Raw genomic sequence first — 16,899 nt, forward strand, 5'->3', positions numbered from 1 at the left:
GGCACGACCAGGAATTTTCCGACAGGCTTTTAAGGTTGTCGGTAGGAAATCCCGTGGTTAGCCTTCAAGAGTCGCTGCCAATTCAGCGATCGGATTTGACCGTCCGCATAAATCAAGGCGCATCAGCGCCCAAGACCTATTTCAGGCGCTTTTTTTGTACCTGAGGTATCGTGTCGCGGCAGCTGTGCGTGGGACACCTTCGGGTGTGCCGGGTCCCTTGATTCCCGGTCGGTCAACCCGCGTACAGCTGCCACCCATTCGTTTGAAGCCGGGCTTGCCCGCGATTGAGGCCGCAACTACCAAGGGGCAAACACCATCCCTGTGGCGAGGGAGCTTGATCCCACTGGGTCGCGCAGCGGCCCCAAAACCTGCAATCGCAGTGCTTCAGGTAGAACGCGTCAGCCGGAGATCCATGGCTTGCTGTTTTTCTTGAGTCGGACCAAACCAACCAGACTTAGTCCGACAAGGATTCAATCATGCACACTGTCAATATCCACGAAGCCAAAACACACTTGTCACGCCTGATCGAGCAGGCCGCAAAAGGGGAGCCTTTTATCATTGCCAAAGCCGGCAAACCGTTGGTCAAGGTCATGTCACTGACCACCCCGGAATCCAGCCAGGTGAAACGACTGGGATTCATGACGGGACAGATCAGCGTGCTGGATGACTTCGATCAAATGGGCAGCGCTGAAATCGAACAAATGTTTGTCGGTGAAGCATGAAGCTACTGTTGGACACGCACTTGCTGCGGGTGATCCTGATCGCTTATCCCCCGCGGCCCGTACACTGATTGGAGCGCCTGAAAATGAATTATTTTTCAGCGCCGCCAGCCTATGGGAAATAGCTATCAAGCATGGCTTGGGGCGTTCTGACTTTCAGGTGAATGCACGCGTACTGCGTCGTGGATTATTGGATAACGGATACAGCGAGCTACCTATCGCCAGCGAACACGCGGTCGCCATCGATAGTTTGCCATCGATTCATAAAGACCCTTTCGACCGGATTCTGATCGCACAAGCCACAGTGGAAGGCATTACCTTGTTGAGACTACGCGACCCAGCGGGAGCAAGCCCACTCCCACACTTGACCGAGCTCGGGCATTGAACTTCTATCCGACACAGATCAAATGTGGGAGCCGGGCTTGCCCGCGATGAGGCCGCAACTTTCACCGCAACTACCAAGGAGCAAGCTCCCTCGCCACAGTTAATCACCAGACCTTAGATTCCGTTAGCTGACCCAATCAAGAGTTTTCCGACAGGTTTTGAAGCTTGCTTTGCCACAAGCCGGCGGATAACCTTCGCCAGTCGCTGCAAAATCAGCGGACGGGCTTGGCGGCCCGACATTCGAAAGGCGCAACAGCGCCCCCAACACGATTGCAGGCGTTTTTTTTCGCCCGCATTCTTGTGTCATGGCGGGTTGCGCAAGGACCCCTTCGGGGGTGCCGGGTTCCTTTCGTTCCGGTCCGCCAACCTTGTGCAATCCGCCACCCAAATCTGCTTGGCGGCAGACGGTGGCGGCTCCCCAACGAAAGGAGCTTCACCATGACCAAAGTCACCCCCGATCCCCCTGAAACTGAAAACGTTTCCCCCTACCAATCCCTCGACTCCAAAAAACTCCACCAGGCCGCCCACCGCGCCCTCGACCACTACCTCAATCCGCCCTCCTCAGCCAAACCGCGCTCCAGCAACGATCGCCCCCAGATCTTCACCGTCGCCCCCGACATCAACACCCAAGCCTTGCTGGCCTATGCCTACGAAACCTTCTGTTCAGCCACCACCCTGACCCTGGACCTGTCCGACGACCTCGAAGGCAAAGACCGCAACCTGGCCCTGGCCATCCATCAAATGCTCGAACTGGGGTTGCTGTTGATCGAAAAGACGCTGGATAACGAAAATCCGCTGAAGCCGGTGGAAAATCGGGTCAAGCCAGTCAACTCAGCGTCGACCTGAAGACCATTCGCGAGCAAGCTCGCTCCCACACAGGATTTGTGCCGATCACACAATCTTGAACCAACACAGATCAAATGTGGGAGCGAGCTTGCTCGCGATGAGGCTGGCACTGCTAGCGCAACTATCAGGAATCACGCCGCAAATCCTCTGGAATCGGCAAATCCTTCAACGGATCCGGTCGCTTCCCCTTACCCGCCCGATGCTGGCGAATCTGATAGACATACGCCAGCACCTGCGCCACCGCCAGGTACAGCCCCGCCGGGATTTCCTGTTCCAGTTCGGTGGAGTAGTAGATCGACCGCGCCAGGGCTGGCGATTCTAGTAGGAGGATATCGTTGGCCACGGCGATTTCACGGATCTTCAAGGCGGTGAAGTCGCTGCCCTTGGCCAGCAGCACCGGGGCACTGCCCTTCTCCGGGTCGTACTTGAGCGCTACCGCATAGTGAGTCGGGTTGGTGATGATCACGTCGGCCTCGGGCACCGACGCCATCATCCGCCGTTGCGACATTTCGTGTTGCAACTGGCGAATCCGTTGCTTGACCTCCGGCCGACCTTCCGAATCCTTGTGCTCGTCGCGGATTTCCTGCTTGGTCATCAGCAGCTTCTTGTGGCTTTCCCAGAGCTGCACCGGCACATCCACCGCGGCGATCAGCAGCAGGCCGCAGGCCATCCACAGGGTACTCCAGCCGACCAGCTGGACACTGTGAATGATCGCCTGGTCCAGCGGTTCATGGGCGATGCGCATCAAGTCGTCGATATCCGCCGACAACACCGCCAAGGCCACGAACAGGACGATGAAAAACTTGGCCAGGGCCTTGAGCAACTCGACCAGGGCCTTGGTCGAGAACATACGCTTGAGGCCTGCCGCCGGGTTCATCCGGCTGAACTTGGGGGCCATCGTATTGGCGGCGAACAACCAGCCACCCAGGGCGATCGGCCCGATCAGCGCCGCCAGCAGCAAGGAGATCAACACCGGCTGCAGCGCCAGTATGGCGATCTGTCCCGAGTGCAGCAGGTAACGGCCCATGGAGCCCGTGTCGACGATCACCTCACGGGGCAAGGTGAAATTCAGCCGCATCAGCTCCAGCATCTCCTGCGCCAGCGCGCCGCCGTAGATCAGCAAGGCGCTGGCCCCGACCAGCATGATCGCCAGGGTATTAAGCTCCTTGGAGCGCGCGACCTCGCCCTTTTCCCGGGAGTCCTTCTTGCGCTTCTCCGTGGGGTCTTCTGTTTTGTCCTGACCGCTTTCGCTTTCTGCCATGACTCAGCGCGCCCGTGCCAGTTCGCGTAAAAACTGCAAGGCCTCGCTGGCCAGCGGTTGATACTGATTGAGAATGTCCGCCAGACCGACCCAGAAAATGACCAGCCCCAGGACCAGGGTCAGCGGAAAGCCGATGGAGAAAATATTCAATTGCGGCGCCGCCCGGGTCATCACGCCAAAGGCGATGTTGACCACCAGCAGCGCGGTGATCGCCGGCAACACCAGCATCAGCGCCGCCCCCAGCACCCAGCCCAGCTTGCCGGCGATTTCCCAGAAGTGATTGACCAGCAACCCGCCACCCACCGGCAGCGTGGTGAAGCTTTCGGTCAGCACCTCGAAGACCACCAGATGCCCGTTCATGGCCAGAAACAGCAGGGTCACCAGCATGGTCAGAAACTGCCCGATCACCGCCACCGACACGCCGTTGGTAGGGTCGACCATCGAGGCAAAGCCCATGCCCATCTGGATCGCGACGATCTGCCCGGCCACCACGAATGCCTGAAAGAACAACTGCAAGGAGAATCCGAGCAAGGCACCGATGATGATCTGCTCGGCAACCAGCAGCAGCGCACTCAGGTCCAGCGCGTGCACCTCGGGCATCGGTGGCAGCACCGGAACAATCACCATGGTGATCGCCAGCGCGAAGTACAAGCGGATACGCGTGGACACCAGGGTCGTACCGAAGATCGGCATGACCATCAACAAGGAGCCGACCCGAAACAGCGGCAGCACGAAGCTCGCCACCCAGGTGCTGATCTGCGTGTCGGTAAGCGCCAGCAGAGACACGGGTCAGCCAATCAGCTGCGGAATACTGCCGTACAACTGCAGGATGTATTCCATAAAAGTTTGTACCAGCCAGGGCCCGGCAACGATCAGGGTCACCAGCATCACCAACAGCCGCGGCAGAAAGCTCAGGGTCTGTTCGTTGATCTGGGTGGCGGCCTGGAACATCGCCACCAGCAGCCCCACCAGCAAACTCGGAATGACCAGCACCGCGACCATCATGGTGGTCAGCCAGAGCGCTTCACGGAACAGGTCTACTGCGACTTCAGGAGTCATAACGCGCTACCCGCGAAAAAGGTTTCAAACGCCACCAAAACTGCCGGCCAGGGTCCCGATGATCAACGCCCAGCCATCCACCAGGACGAACAGCATGATCTTGAACGGCAGGGAAATGATCAGCGGCGAGAGCATCATCATGCCCATGGCCATCAGCACACTGGCCACCACCAGGTCGATAATCAGGAACGGGATGAAGATCATGAAGCCGATCTGGAACGCGGTTTTCAGCTCCGAGGTGACGAACGCCGGGACCAGAATGGTCAGCGGCGCCTGATCGGGGCTGGCGATATCCGTGCGCTTGGACAGGCGCACGAACAGCTCCAGGTCGCTGCTGCGGGTCTGTGCCAGCATGAAATCCTTGAGCGGTACTTGCGCCTTGGCCACTGCGTCCTGAGCCGTGAGCTTTTCAGCCAGATAGGGCTGCAAGGCATCCTGGTTCACCCGGTCGAAGACCGGCGCCATGATGAACATAGTCAGGAACAGCGCCATCCCGGTGAGGATCTGGTTCGACGGAGTCTGTTGCAGGCCCAGGGCCTGACGCAGGATCGAGAAGACGATGATGATCCGGGTGAAACTGGTCATGAGCATGACGAACGCCGGAATGAAGCTCAGCGCGGTCATGATCAGCAGAATTTGCAGGCTGACCGAATATTCCTGAGCGCCGTCGGCGTTAGTGCCCAGGGTGATGGCCGGAATCGACAGCGGATCGGCAGCAAATGCCAATGGCGCAGCCAGCATCAGAACCAGGGTCAACAGAATGCGCAGCGGCATTTACTTCTTATCCTTATCTTTACCCAACAGCTCCATCAAGCGCTGGGCAAACTCGGGAGTCGCCTGCTCGGTGGTTGGCACCTGCACCGGCTCCTTGAGCACATGCAATGCGGTGATAGTGCCCGGGGTCAGGCCGAGCAGAATCTGCTCATTACCGACCTGCACCAACACCAGCCGATCCCGCGGCCCAAGCGCGCGCGAGCCGATCAGTTCGATGACTTGACCCTTGCCGCCAGGTCCGGCCTGTTGAACCCGACGCAACAGCCAGGCCAGGAAGAAAATCAGGCCCAGCACCAGCAACAGCCCCAGCACCAACTGCGTCAATTGCCCGCCCACGCCGCTACTGGCCACCGGCGCAGCAGCAGTCGCCAGCGGTTCGGCAGCCCATGCGTTGAACGGCAACGCCAGCACTACACCCAGTAGCTTTTTCACTCAGCGCAGCTTCTTGATGCGTTCGCTAGGGCTGATCACGTCGGTCAGGCGAATGCCGAACTTCTCGTTGACCACTACCACTTCGCCATGGGCGATCAGCGTGCCGTTGACCAGTACGTCCAACGGTTCGCCGGCCAGACGATCAAGTTCGATCACCGAGCCCTGGTTCAACTGCAACAGGTTACGGATGTTGATTTCGGTACTGCCGACTTCCATGGAAATCGATACCGGGATATCCAGAATCACATCCAGGTTCGGACCGTCGAGGGTCACCTGTTCATTGTTCTTCGGCACGCTGCCGAATTCTTCCATCGGGAAACGGTTGGAAGACGGACGGGCATCGGCTGCCAGCAAGGCATCGATATCGTCCTGGTTGGTGTCACCGGACTCTCCCAGCGCAGCAGCCCATTCATCAGCCAAGGCCTGATCTTCCGCGGAAATTACATCGTCATTAGCCATCAGTGGTCCTCGGCGGGCAAAAAAGCATTCAAAAAAAGCTAAGGGTGTGCGAGCCGCTTAACGGCGCACGATCGGCTCAATCACTTGCAGCGCCAGGTTGCCCTTGTGGGAGCCCAGCTTGACCTTGAAGGCCGGTACGCCGTTGGCGCGCATGATCAATTCATCCGGCAGCTCCACCGGGATCACATCACCGGGCTGCATGTGCAGGATGTCCCGCAGACGCAACTGACGACGCGCGACCGTCGCGCTGAGCGGCACATCGACGTCCAGCACATCCTGGCGCAAGGCGTTGACCCAACGTTCATCCTGATCATCGAGATCCGACTGGAAGCCGGCATCGAGCATTTCCCGCACCGGCTCGATCATCGAGTACGGCATGGTCACGTGCAGATCGCCGCCACCGCCATCGAGTTCGATGTGGAAGGTCGAGACTACGACGGCTTCGCTCGGCCCGACGATGTTGGCCATGGCCGGGTTGACCTCCGAGTTGATGTACTCGAAGTTCACTTCCATGATCGCCTGCCAGGCTTCCTTCAAATCGATAAAGGCCTGCTCCAGCACCATGCGCACCACGCGCAATTCGGTGGGGGTGAATTCACGACCTTCGATCTTCGCGTGACGGCCGTCGCCGCCGAAGAAGTTGTCCACCAGTTTGAACACCAGCTTGGCGTCGAGGATGAACAATGCGGTGCCGCGCAACGGCTTGATCTTGACCAGGTTGAGACTGGTCGGCACATACAGCGAGTGCACGTATTCGCCGAACTTCATCACCTGCACGCCACCGACGGCAACGTCCGCGGAACGGCGCAGCATGTTGAACATGCTGATGCGGGTGTAGCGGGCAAAACGTTCGTTGATCATTTCCAGGGTCGGCATGCGTCCGCGGACGATGCGATCCTGGCTGGTCAGGTCATAGCTTTTGACACTGCCGGGTTCGGCAGCGTTATCGGTCTGTACCAGACCGTCGTCGACACCATGCAACAGCGCATCGATCTCATCCTGGGACAGCAGGTCCTGCACGGCCATGTCGTGTTCCTACTGCAGTACGAAGTTAGTAAAGAGCAACTGCTCGACCACCACTTTGCCCACTTCTTTCTGCGCCACTTCCTGCACGCTGGCAGTCGCCTTCTGGCGTAGCATCTCCTGACCGACCGGGGTCGCCAGGGTCTCGAAGCTTTGCCCGGAAAAGAGCATGACCAGGTTGTTGCGGATCACCGGCATGTGGATTTTCAGCGCATCCAGATCGGCCTGATTACGCGCCAGCATAGTGATGCTCACCTGCATGTAGCGCTGACGACCGTTGTGGTTGTAGTTGGCCACGAAGGCCGGGGCCATCGACTCATAGATGGCCGCGGGCTTGATGAGGCTGACGACATCGGTAGTGGCTTCAGGCTTGCTCTTGGCGCTGTGCATGACGTACCAGGTTGCGCCGATGGACACTCCGACAACCAGCAGCAAAGCCAGAACAATCAGCAGAATGAGCTTGAGTTTGCCTTTCCCGGCGGGGTCTTTTACTGCTTCGCTCTTCGCCATGCCAATAATCCGTCACTATTCGGGTTTTCACAGTCCCACGGCAAGGCAAGAGCAAGTGTTATGCCAGAGTTGTCTGTAGGAGAAAGGATCTTGGGGGGTATGGATAGAGCAAAAGATCGCAGCCTGCGGCAGCTCCTACGGATTAGCGCATGCCTGGATATCCAGGGTGTACGCGGTCCCATGTAGGAGCTGCCGCAGGCTGCGATCTTTTCACAGGCACCGCAGATTCACTCAGGCGTAATAATCCACCGCACTGGACCCCAGCACTGTGGTGGTAGCAGCAGCCACTTCGGCCACGCTCCTCGGCAATTCTTCATCCGCCGAATCCAGACGACCACCGCTGGCGCTGGTACGCCCACCCTGCCCCTGTTGGGCCTGCTCCTGACCTTGCCAGCCCCGGGATTGATCGGACACGTTGACGTCGACCTGACCCATTCCCTGCTGGGTGAACATGTCGCGCAAACGGTGCAGTTGCCCTTCCAGTGCTTCACGCACCACCGCATGACCACTCATGAAGGTCACCTGGGTCTGCTGATCGGCGGACATGTTCACCCGAATATCCAGACGGCCCAGCTCGGCCGGCTGCAGCTGAATATCGGCTGACTTGAGGTTGGCACTGGACAGGTACATGACCCGGTTGACCACTTCTTCGGTCCAGCCACTTTGATGCATGGCCAACGGTTGATTCACCGGCAGCGCATTGGCAGTCTTTGGCGTGGCAGCCTGGGTCAATGCCGCCAGACGGTTGGCGAAGTCATCGACCCGGGTATCGCTGGAGGCATTGTTCAGGTCTTTGAGACCCTCATCGATCAAGCCACTAAAAGCCTTGTCCGTACCCTGTTCGGTACTGCCGCTATCCGCCTGCTCCAGCATGCCCGCCATCGCATTGGCGAAATTCTGCGCCGGGGTCAGCTCCGCCGCCGGCGCTGGAGTCTTGCCTTGCGCCTGACTGGAAGCCGAGACATGCCCGCCCTGCTCCAGGGCCAGACGCAACGCCGGTAACGCATCGAGGGGATCGGCTTCAGGATCGAAATCGGCATCGGCCTGAACCGCCAAGGCAGTTGCGGCAGCCAGCGCCGCCTCAACCGCAGTATCGGCTTGCGTCGATGCCGGGACCAAGGCCGAATCGACAGCAACACTGTCCGCCGACGCGGTATCGGTGGCAACCTTTTCATCCGCTTCGACCGCCTGATCGCCAGGCAAGGAATTGCCGCTATCGGCAACTGCCGGCTGCGGGGCGGCAGCCTTATCGGTGACCGCATCCTGCTTGTCGCGTGCCGGTCGAGTAGCTCCCTCCCCGGTGGCGGCAGGCTTGTCCTGAGCCTCTTTGGCAAAGACCCGGGAAAAATCTGAAGACTTATCCCCAGGCCCGGCAGCGGTTGCCTGGTTATTGGCGGACGCAGCCTGGGGCTTGGCCGTGGGCGCGGCCTGAAGAAGCATGTTCGGGGAAAGGGGCATAGACGGTCTCCGCTGCAGTGGGATCGTTGACACAGTTGCAGGCTCTTTAGCAAAGACAGAGCAAAGGTCGGGCCAGGTTCAGTGGATGGTGCCGAAAACCGCCGGGCGGCGTTTTTCAACAATGAAAGCGCTGACGCTCCTCCTTGAACAGAGGCCGGACGATAGCGAACTCTCCATCTATTTCTGCCACCAGCTTTTGGATACCACCCAGCGACGGTTGTTTGGCTCGCTGCTCAAGTTGATGGCACAACTCGGCGAGACGGACAGCACCCATATTGCTGCTACTGCCTTTAAAGCTATGGGCGGCGAGGATCAATTGGTCTGCATCATCGGCTTTGTGCAACTGCAGCAACCGCTCTTCCGAATCCGCAAGAAAGGTATCCAACAGCAGCGGATATTCGTCCTCCATGACTTCCCGCAATGCGCTCAACACTTCGTGGTCCAGATGAATCTCAGCCACTTGTTCGCTCCCTGATCAAGAATTCGCGGATTATGCCAGAGCCTCCCAGGAAAACTCTACGCGGGCACTTCGACCATCGTCAGACCAGCTCGCGCTATGGCTCAACTGCCGAATCAAGTTCAGGCCACGCCCCGACAACCGGTCGACATCGAGGGGTCCGGCCATGACTCGCTGCACATCAAAGCCCTCGCCACTGTCCTCGACCCGAACCACCAGAGATCCACCCTCGCCCCTTGGCACGACCTGCAAATGCACGCGCACATAACCCTCCTGCAGTTCGTCCAGACGGGCATTGCGCTGCTGGTAGTAGTGTGCAAAACCTCGGGCATCGCTTTTGATGCTGGAATCCAACCCCAGCACTCCATGCTCCAGGGCATTGGAATAGAGCTCGGCCATCACACTGTAGAGCGCACCGCTTTGCGCTCGCAGGCCATGCACTTCAAGCAACAACTGCAACAAATAAGGCAAAGGATTGAAACGCTTGAGGGTGGCCGCGCGAAATTCGAAACTCACCGACCAATCCAGCGGGCAGGACTGGCCACTGTCGGAATAGACCATCACCGGAGGGGTCAGCTGCGCGGCCTCCAACTGGCTCACCTCGACCATGCTCACATCGTCGTGGGCCTCCCCGCGAAAATCCCTCAGCGCCTGCTCGATTTCCTCGAACAGTCGATCCGGCTGTCGATTGGCGGCAAACACCTGCTCCAGGCGCTCGACGCCAAACAACTGTTCGTTGGCGTCGCAGGTATCGATCACTCCGTCCGACAGCAGGAAGACCCGGTCCCCGAGCGCCATGGGGAAGACTTCAGTCCGGTCATCGAAGGCCTGCGCGCCCAGGATACCCAAGGGTAAATGCCGCGACAGCAGCGGCGTGCATTCGCCCGTCGCGAAGCAATGCAGGTAGCCGTCCGGCATCCCGCCATTCCAGACCTCCACTGCGCGGCGCTGAAAACTCAGGCACAACATGGTCGCACAGCAAAACATATCCACCGGCAGGATGCGCTTGAGCTTGGCATTCATCTCGCGCAGGGTTTCCGACAGGCCATAGCCCTTGGCAGTCATGCCATAGAAGACCTCCGCCAACGGCATGGCACCGACCGCGGCCGGCAAGCCATGGCCGGTGAAATCGCCCAACAACACGTGCATATCGCCCGCCGGGGTAAACGCAGCGAGCAGCAAGTCGCCGTTGAACAGGGCATAAGGCGATTGCAGGTAGCGAATGTTCGGCGCCTTCAGGCAGCCGGAATGCGCCACCTTGTCGAATACCGCCTTGGCCACCCGCTGTTCGTTGAGCAGGTAATTATGGTGACGGGCAATCAGGTCGCGCTGCTCGAGTACCGTGGCCTGCAACCGGCGCAAACGGTCCATGGCCTTGATCTTGGCCGCCAGAATCACCTGGTTATAGGGCTTTGCCAAAAAATCATCGCCGCCGGCTTCCAGGCAGCGCGCCAGGGCTTCGCTTTCGGTCAGGGAGGTCAGGAAGATGATCGGTACCAGGGTTTCGCCCGCCAATTGCTTGATCTGGCGCGCCGCCTCGAAACCGTCCATCACCGGCATCATGGCGTCCATCAACACCAGTTGCGGGCGCTGTTGCTCGAACAGCGCCAGCGCTTCGGCACCGTTGCTGGCGGTCAGCACGGCATGGCCCTGGCGCCGGACGATAGTCGACAGCAGCATACGATCGGCCGCACTGTCTTCGGCGATCAGCACCGTCAGCGATTCGAAGCCTGATTGCATGCTGATCAACTGATGTCGAAGAGTTTGTCAAAATTGGAGATGGCGAGGATCTTGCGCACGTCCGAACTACCGTTGATCACTCGCACGTCGGAGTTTTCTCCGCCGGCATGATCACGCAGCAATAACAGCATGCCCAGCGCCGAGCTGTCGAGATAGGTGGCGTCTTTCAAATCCACCACAATCGCACTTGGCGTTTTATTGAGTTTCTCGTAGGAGTCGCGAAACTCCTGATGCTTGCCAAAATCAAAGCGACCCTTGATCAAGATCGTGAGTTTTTGCCCGTCCGGTGACACTTCTGATTCAACCGACATGATAATGCTTCCTTGTCATTGGCAATCTGTACATGGTTTAGCACCCTACAGGCCCGGGGGCAACTGGCAAAGTCCGAAATACAGGATCAATACGGATCCTGGCGCGGCAAGCGCTGCGACAACTCATCCAGCAGCTTCTGCTCGCGCTTGTCTTCGAGCTGTCGCGCCTCATCAATGTAGCGCTGAACCAGCTTGCGCAAGCCCTCGACCCGCGCATAAGCCTGTTGCCAGGTATCCCGGGCCTTGTTCAGGTTGTTCTGGTGCCAGACCAGGCTTTGCCGCTGCTGGCCGACCGCGGTTTCCAGCTGGTTGAGGAAGTGCTGGTAATTCATCAGCCATTGCCCGGACACGCCCTGGCTGCCGCGCTCGATCCATTGCTGCTGGTATTCGCCGCGAAAGCGTTCCAGGTCTCCCAGCTTGCTTTCGGCCAGGCGGACCTGGCCTTGAAAGTGTCCCAGACGCTGGGCGGCATTGCGCTCGGCGCTTTCGGCCATGTCGACCACTGGCGCCAGGCGCGCCGCACGACTCTTGGCCATGGCGCGTTAACCGCCGACCGCGGGGGCGAACACCGAGGCGAGATGGGCTTCGCTCTCGCCCTTGCTGATGTTGTCGTTCAAGCCCTGGCGCAGGTAGGTGACCATCGCGGGCTGCAAGGCAATGGCCATATCGGTTTCCCGATCGCCGCCAGGCACATAGGCGCCGACGCTGATCAGGTCACGACTTTGCTGGTAGCGCGACCAGAGCTGTTTGAAGTGTTGCGCGCGCTGCATGTGCTCGGCGCTGACCACCGATGGCATGACCCGACTGATGGAGGCCTCGATATCGATGGCCGGATAGTGCCCTTCTTCCGCCAGGCGCCGTGACAGCACGATGTGGCCGTCAAGCACACCCCGCGCGGAGTCGGCGATCGGGTCCTGCTGGTCGTCGCCTTCCGAGAGCACGGTATAGAAAGCCGTGATCGAACCACCGCCCGCCTCGGCGTTACCTGCGCGCTCCACCAGTTTCGGCAATTTGGCGAACACCGAAGGCGGATAGCCCTTGGTCGCTGGCGGTTCGCCGATGGCCAGGGCGATTTCCCGCTGGGCCTGGGCGAAGCGAGTCAGGGAGTCCATCAGCAACAGGACATTCTTGCCCTTGTCGCGAAAATATTCGGCAATCCGCGTGCAATACATCGCGGCGCGCAAGCGCATCAGCGGTGCATCGTCCGCTGGCGAAGCGACCACCACCGAGCGCTTGAGTCCCTCTTCACCGAGGCTATGTTCGATGAACTCTTTAACCTCCCGCCCCCGCTCGCCGATCAGCCCGACGACAATGATGTCGGCCTCGGTGAAGCGGGTCATCATGCCCAGCAGCACACTCTTGCCGACGCCGGTACCGGCGAACAGCCCCAGGCGCTGGCCGCGACCGACCGTCAATAATCCGTTGATGCAGCGAATGCCCACGTCAAGCGGCTGACTGATCGGGTTACGCTTGAGCGGATTGATGGTCGGGCCGTCCATCGGCACCCAGTCTTCAGCCTTCATCCCGCCTTTACCATCGAGCGCCCGTCCGGCGCCATCGAGCACCCGTCCGAGCATGCTCATGCCCATCGGCAAACGACCGGTATCGGCCAGCGGAACCACCCGCGCCCCCGGCGCGATGCCGGCGACGCTGCCAACCGGCATCAGAAAGATTTTGTTGCCGGAGAAGCCCATGACTTCGGCCTCGACCTGCACCGGGTTATAACTGTCATCGTTGATCACCACGCAGCGGCTGCCCATGGCGGCGCGCAGGCCTTCGGCTTCAAGGGTCAAGCCGACCATGCGCAACAAGCGTCCTTCAAGGATCGGCTGGCCGAGCAACCCGGTGGCCTCGGCGTAGCTGCCCAGGCGCTTGGCGAAGCTGGTTCGCTCAAGGCGCATCGGGGGTGTCCAGCTCGACGCTCAGGTCCGGGGCGGCCGGATGCAAAGCCTGCTCGTGCAACTGGTCGAAGAGCTGGGCCATGACCTGGCTGATACGCGTTTCGATCGATGCATCGATGCGGCTGTGGGCGGTTTCAACCCGCAGGCCCCCGGGATGCAACGTGGCGTCTTCGACGATTCGCCATTTTTCTTCATGCCGCTCGCGCAGGGCTTTGACCTGATCGAAGTCCTGGGGATTGATAAACAGCCGGACATTCTCCGCATCCAGCGGCAACAGCTTCAACGCTTCGCGCATCACCCGTTCGAGCTGCGTCGAGTCGATTGCCAGTTCCCGCTGAATGACTTGCCGGGTGATGTGCTCGACCAACCCGACCATGGCCTTCTCGATTTGCGAGTCCTGGTCGGCAATCGGCTCGAACAGGTTGCCCATCAGCCGTTCAAGACTGGCCAGCCGGGCACTCAAGGCGACTTCGGCTTCGTGGCGAACCTTGAGTTGGGTGCTGTGAAAACCCTCTTTCTCACCGGTCGCGAAGCCCTCGTTATAAGCCTCCTGGCGGATGCTTTCGAGTTCTTCAAGGGTCAGTGGCTGGACTTCTTCCAGCGGCACTTCTTCCATCTCGGCCGGCGCTTCTTCAACGATCGGCTCGGGCTCAGGCTCCGGTTGATGCGGGTCGAAACTGGGCAGCGACCAGAGGTCGAAACCACCGACGTCGCGGGCGCGAATCAGGTCGCTGGGAGACTCATCTTTGTTGGAAGGCGCCACTTAAATCATTTCCTCGCCGCCCTTACCACCGAGAACGATTTCTCCGGCTTCGGCCATACGGCGGGCAATGGTGAGGATTTCTTTCTGCGCGGTTTCCACATCGCTGACCCGTACCGGGCCCTTGGCCTCGAGGTCGTCGCGCAACAATTCGGAGGCACGCTTGGACATGTTCTTGAAGATCTTCTCTTTGACACCTTCGTCCGACCCCTTGAGGGCCAGCACCAGGACGTCCGAGGAGACTTCGCGCAGCAGCGCCTGAATACCGCGATCGTCGACATCGGCAAGGTTGTTGAAGACGAACATGAGGTCTTCGATCTGACCGGACAGGTCTTCGTCGACGTCGCGAATCGCGTCCATCAGCTGGCCTTCGATCGAGCTGTCGAGGAAGTTCATGATGTCGGCTGCGCGCTTGATACCACCCAGGGTGGTCCGCGAAGCGTTGGAATTGCCGGAGAACTGCTTCTCGAGAATCTGGTTGAGTTCTTTCAGGGCCGCAGGCTGCACAGTGTTCAGCGAAGATACCCGCAACACGATGTCGAGCCGAACCTTGTGGTCAAAATGACCGAGCACTTCGCCGGCCTGGTCCGGGTCCAGGTAAGCGACGACGATGGCCTGGATTTGCGGGTGCTCGAAGCGGATCACGTCCGCCACTGCCCGCGGCTCCATCCATTTCAGGCTGTCCAGGCCACTGGTATTGCCACCCAGCAGGATCCGGTCGATCAGGCCATTGGCCTTGTCTTCGCCCAGGGCCTGGGTGAGCATCTTGCGCACATAGTCATCGGAACCGACGCCGAGGCTGGTCTGGTCGCCGACGATTTCGACGAACTCGCTCATCACCTGTTCGACCTGCTCGCGGTGCACATTGCGCATCTGCGCCATGGCCACGCCGACCCGCTGGACCTCTTTGGGCCCCATGTGTCGCAAGACCTGCGCGGCATCGGTCGAGCCCAGGGACAGCAGCAGAATCGCGGCCTTGTCGACCCGGGAAAGTTTGGCGGCGGCGACTCGATTATCATTCATCTGCGTTAATCCACTCTTTCACGACCTGAGCCACGCGGCCCGGGTCTTCTGCCACCAGACTTTTGATTGCATTCAACTGTGCGTCATAACCTTCGCTCGGGCTCGGCAGCAGGATACTTTGCGGGCCACCGAGGCTGACTCGATCATTGGCCAGTTCGCCATCCAGACCACCCATGCCGCCCAGCTCGACGTCGCTGCCAATACCGGTCAGCTGCTTGCCTTTGCCGGTGATGTTGTTGAGCACCGGACGCAACACACCGAACACCAGCACCAGGATGAACAATACCCCGAGCAGCTGTTTGACGATGTCCCAGAACCAGGGCTGAGAGTAGAACGGAACTTCGGCAATCACCTCACCGCGCTCGGTCGAGAACGGCATGTTGATCACGCTGACGCTGTCGCCACGGCTGGCGTCGAAACCCACGGCGTCCTGCACCAGTCGAGTGAAGCGCGACAATTCGTCGGCGCTCCACGGCGCACGGGTGACTTCGCCATTGGCCCCGTTGAGCTTGAACTGATCATCGACCACCACCGACACCGACAGGCGATTCAACCGTCCCTGCTGCTGCTTGGTGTGGCTGATGGAACGATCCAGCTCGAAGTTCTTGGTCGATTGTTGACGCTTGTCCGCCGGGTACGGTGCCAGCATCGGCTGACCGGTGGCCGGGTCCATGATCTGTTGACCGTTGGCATCAAGCAGCGGCTGGCCGGGTTGCACCATACCGGCCGAAGCGCTGGCGCCGCCGGTGGTTTGTGGCGCGGAAGCCGACGATGGCGGCTGATTGCTCAAAGCCCCCGGGACGCCTTGCGGGCCATTGCTGGTGGTGCGTTGTTCGTTGACCGACTGCTCGCTGCGCAACGCTGGCTGGTCCGGGTTGAACTGTTCGGAAGTCGACTCGACGGCACTGAAGTCCACGTCAGCCGAGACTTCGGCTTTATAGCGGTCGTTGCCCAGTACCGGTTGCAGAATATTGTGCACACGCTGGGTGAGCATGCTTTCCATGCGCCGGCTGTAATCGAATTGCTTGCCGGCCATGGTCAGTTCGGAGTTTTCCGCCTGGTCGGAGAGCAGGCTGCCCTTCTGGTCGACCACGGTGATCTGCGATTTGCTCAGCTCGGGAACGCTGGTGGCCACCAGATTGATGATCGCCAACACCTGGCCCGGCTCAAGCGAGCGGCCGGAATACAATTCCACCAGCACCGAAGCGCTGGGCTTGCGCTCGTCGCGCACGAACACCGAACTCTTCGGAATCGCCAGATGCACCCGCGCACCCTTGACGTTGTTCAGGCTGGAGATGGTCCGCGCCAATTCACCTTCAAGACCACGACGGTAGCGAGTCGCCTCCATGAACTGGCTGGTCCCCAAGCCCTGGTCCTTGTCGAGGATCTCAAAGCCGATATTGCCGTCGCTCGGAGTCACGCCGGCACCGGCCAGTTTCAGCCGCGCCCGCGACAGGTCATCGGCCTTGACCAGCAAGGCACCGGAGTTGGGTTCGACGGTGTAGGCAATGTCGGCAGCGGCCAGGGTGTCCATGACCTGCTTGGCGTCCATACCGGCAAGGCTGCCATACAACGGCCGGTAATCAGGCTGCTGGGACCACAACACCACGGCAAAACCAATCGCCACGCTCGCGGCCAGACCGACCATGAGGCCGACCTGACGCAACATGGTCATCTCGGAGAGATTTTCCAGAAAGGACAAGCCGAACAGCGGCGGTTTGCCGTCCGCCGGGCTGGCCTTCGCCGGAATGTTATCGGAGATTGTTTCTGCCATGACTCAAT

The 16,899-nt window shown here is 59.8% G+C and carries 20 protein-coding genes; 3 read left to right on the plus strand and 17 right to left on the minus strand.

Features of this window, described 5'->3' with window-relative positions:
• The first annotated feature begins 476 nt into the window (after positions 1 to 476).
• The 3 genes from ACA064_RS22820 to ACA064_RS22830 all read left to right on the plus strand — a co-directional run bounded on the left by ACA064_RS22820 (position 477) and on the right by ACA064_RS22830 (position 1,949).
• Positions 477 to 722 carry a type II toxin-antitoxin system Phd/YefM family antitoxin gene (locus ACA064_RS22820; protein ID WP_497670150.1) on the plus strand — a complete coding sequence of 82 codons (246 nt, stop codon included), beginning with the start codon at positions 477 to 479 and terminating at the stop codon, positions 720 to 722.
• Positions 664 to 1,104 carry a type II toxin-antitoxin system VapC family toxin gene (locus ACA064_RS22825; protein ID WP_497670151.1) on the plus strand — a complete coding sequence of 147 codons (441 nt, stop codon included), beginning with the start codon at positions 664 to 666 and terminating at the stop codon, positions 1,102 to 1,104. Before ACA064_RS22820 ends, ACA064_RS22825 begins: the two co-directional genes overlap by 59 nt.
• A 437-nt stretch (positions 1,105 to 1,541) precedes the next feature.
• On the plus strand, positions 1,542 to 1,949 hold the full coding sequence (locus tag ACA064_RS22830) for a DUF6124 family protein (protein ID WP_497670152.1): 408 nt from the start codon (positions 1,542 to 1,544) through the stop codon (positions 1,947 to 1,949).
• Positions 1,950 to 2,073: 124 nt separating this feature from the next.
• Here ACA064_RS22830 and flhB read toward each other — a convergent pair whose 3' ends face one another.
• From flhB to fliF, 17 genes are all read right to left on the minus strand, one after another.
• Positions 2,074 to 3,210 (minus strand): flagellar biosynthesis protein FlhB, encoded by a 1,137-nt coding sequence (flhB, locus tag ACA064_RS22835; protein WP_497670153.1) that lies wholly within the window; start codon positions 3,208 to 3,210, stop codon positions 2,074 to 2,076.
• A 3-nt stretch (positions 3,211 to 3,213) separates the two neighbouring features.
• The gene (gene fliR, locus ACA064_RS22840; RefSeq protein ID WP_497670154.1) at positions 3,214 to 3,996 is read right to left on the minus strand and encodes a flagellar biosynthetic protein FliR; all 783 of its coding nucleotides are present in this window, start codon (positions 3,994 to 3,996) and stop codon (positions 3,214 to 3,216) included.
• Between the two features lie 3 nt (positions 3,997 to 3,999).
• Entirely contained in the window at positions 4,000 to 4,269 is a 270-nt protein-coding gene (fliQ, locus tag ACA064_RS22845; RefSeq protein WP_047226258.1) for a flagellar biosynthesis protein FliQ, read from the minus strand.
• 24 nt (positions 4,270 to 4,293) lie between these two features.
• Positions 4,294 to 5,043 carry a flagellar type III secretion system pore protein FliP gene (gene fliP / locus ACA064_RS22850; RefSeq protein ID WP_497670155.1) on the minus strand — a complete coding sequence of 250 codons (750 nt, stop codon included), beginning with the start codon at positions 5,041 to 5,043 and terminating at the stop codon, positions 4,294 to 4,296.
• Positions 5,044 to 5,475, minus strand: coding sequence for a flagellar biosynthetic protein FliO (gene fliO / locus ACA064_RS22855; protein WP_497670156.1), 432 nt, complete (start codon positions 5,473 to 5,475; stop codon positions 5,044 to 5,046). It lies immediately after the preceding gene.
• Complete coding sequence (gene fliN / locus ACA064_RS22860) at positions 5,476 to 5,934, minus strand: flagellar motor switch protein FliN (protein ID WP_497670157.1); 459 nt, start codon at positions 5,932 to 5,934, stop codon at positions 5,476 to 5,478.
• 57 nt (positions 5,935 to 5,991) lie between these two features.
• Entirely contained in the window at positions 5,992 to 6,960 is a 969-nt protein-coding gene (gene fliM / locus ACA064_RS22865) for a flagellar motor switch protein FliM (RefSeq protein WP_489356853.1), read from the minus strand.
• A gap of 9 nt (positions 6,961 to 6,969) precedes the next feature.
• Positions 6,970 to 7,467: a flagellar basal body-associated protein FliL gene (gene fliL, locus ACA064_RS22870; RefSeq protein ID WP_497670158.1), complete on the minus strand. Its 498-nt coding sequence runs from the start codon at positions 7,465 to 7,467 to the stop codon at positions 6,970 to 6,972.
• A gap of 231 nt (positions 7,468 to 7,698) precedes the next feature.
• Positions 7,699 to 8,925, minus strand: coding sequence for a flagellar hook-length control protein FliK (locus ACA064_RS22875; RefSeq protein ID WP_497670159.1), 1,227 nt, complete (start codon positions 8,923 to 8,925; stop codon positions 7,699 to 7,701).
• A 115-nt stretch (positions 8,926 to 9,040) separates the two neighbouring features.
• Positions 9,041 to 9,385: an Hpt domain-containing protein gene (locus tag ACA064_RS22880; protein WP_497670160.1), complete on the minus strand. Its 345-nt coding sequence runs from the start codon at positions 9,383 to 9,385 to the stop codon at positions 9,041 to 9,043.
• Positions 9,386 to 9,415: 30 nt separating this feature from the next.
• A complete protein-coding gene (locus ACA064_RS22885; RefSeq protein WP_497670161.1) occupies positions 9,416 to 11,122 on the minus strand; it encodes a SpoIIE family protein phosphatase in 1,707 nt (568 codons plus the stop codon).
• 5 nt (positions 11,123 to 11,127) lie between these two features.
• The gene (locus ACA064_RS22890) at positions 11,128 to 11,433 is read right to left on the minus strand and encodes an STAS domain-containing protein (protein WP_497670162.1); all 306 of its coding nucleotides are present in this window, start codon (positions 11,431 to 11,433) and stop codon (positions 11,128 to 11,130) included.
• A gap of 86 nt (positions 11,434 to 11,519) precedes the next feature.
• Entirely contained in the window at positions 11,520 to 11,969 is a 450-nt protein-coding gene (fliJ, locus tag ACA064_RS22895) for a flagellar export protein FliJ (RefSeq protein WP_497670163.1), read from the minus strand.
• A gap of 6 nt (positions 11,970 to 11,975) precedes the next feature.
• Positions 11,976 to 13,334 carry a flagellar protein export ATPase FliI gene (fliI, locus tag ACA064_RS22900; RefSeq protein ID WP_497670164.1) on the minus strand — a complete coding sequence of 453 codons (1,359 nt, stop codon included), beginning with the start codon at positions 13,332 to 13,334 and terminating at the stop codon, positions 11,976 to 11,978.
• Positions 13,324 to 14,097 carry a flagellar assembly protein FliH gene (gene fliH / locus ACA064_RS22905; RefSeq protein WP_497670165.1) on the minus strand — a complete coding sequence of 258 codons (774 nt, stop codon included), beginning with the start codon at positions 14,095 to 14,097 and terminating at the stop codon, positions 13,324 to 13,326. The genes fliI and fliH overlap by 11 nt, the downstream gene beginning before the upstream one ends.
• Entirely contained in the window at positions 14,098 to 15,117 is a 1,020-nt protein-coding gene (gene fliG / locus ACA064_RS22910; RefSeq protein WP_497670166.1) for a flagellar motor switch protein FliG, read from the minus strand. It lies immediately after the preceding gene.
• Positions 15,110 to 16,891 (minus strand): flagellar basal-body MS-ring/collar protein FliF, encoded by a 1,782-nt coding sequence (fliF, locus tag ACA064_RS22915; protein ID WP_497670167.1) that lies wholly within the window; start codon positions 16,889 to 16,891, stop codon positions 15,110 to 15,112. Before fliF ends, fliG begins: the two co-directional genes overlap by 8 nt.
• Positions 16,892 to 16,899: the final 8 nt, after the last annotated feature.

The sequence above is a fragment of the Pseudomonas sp. LBUM1658 genome, assembly GCF_059716055.1.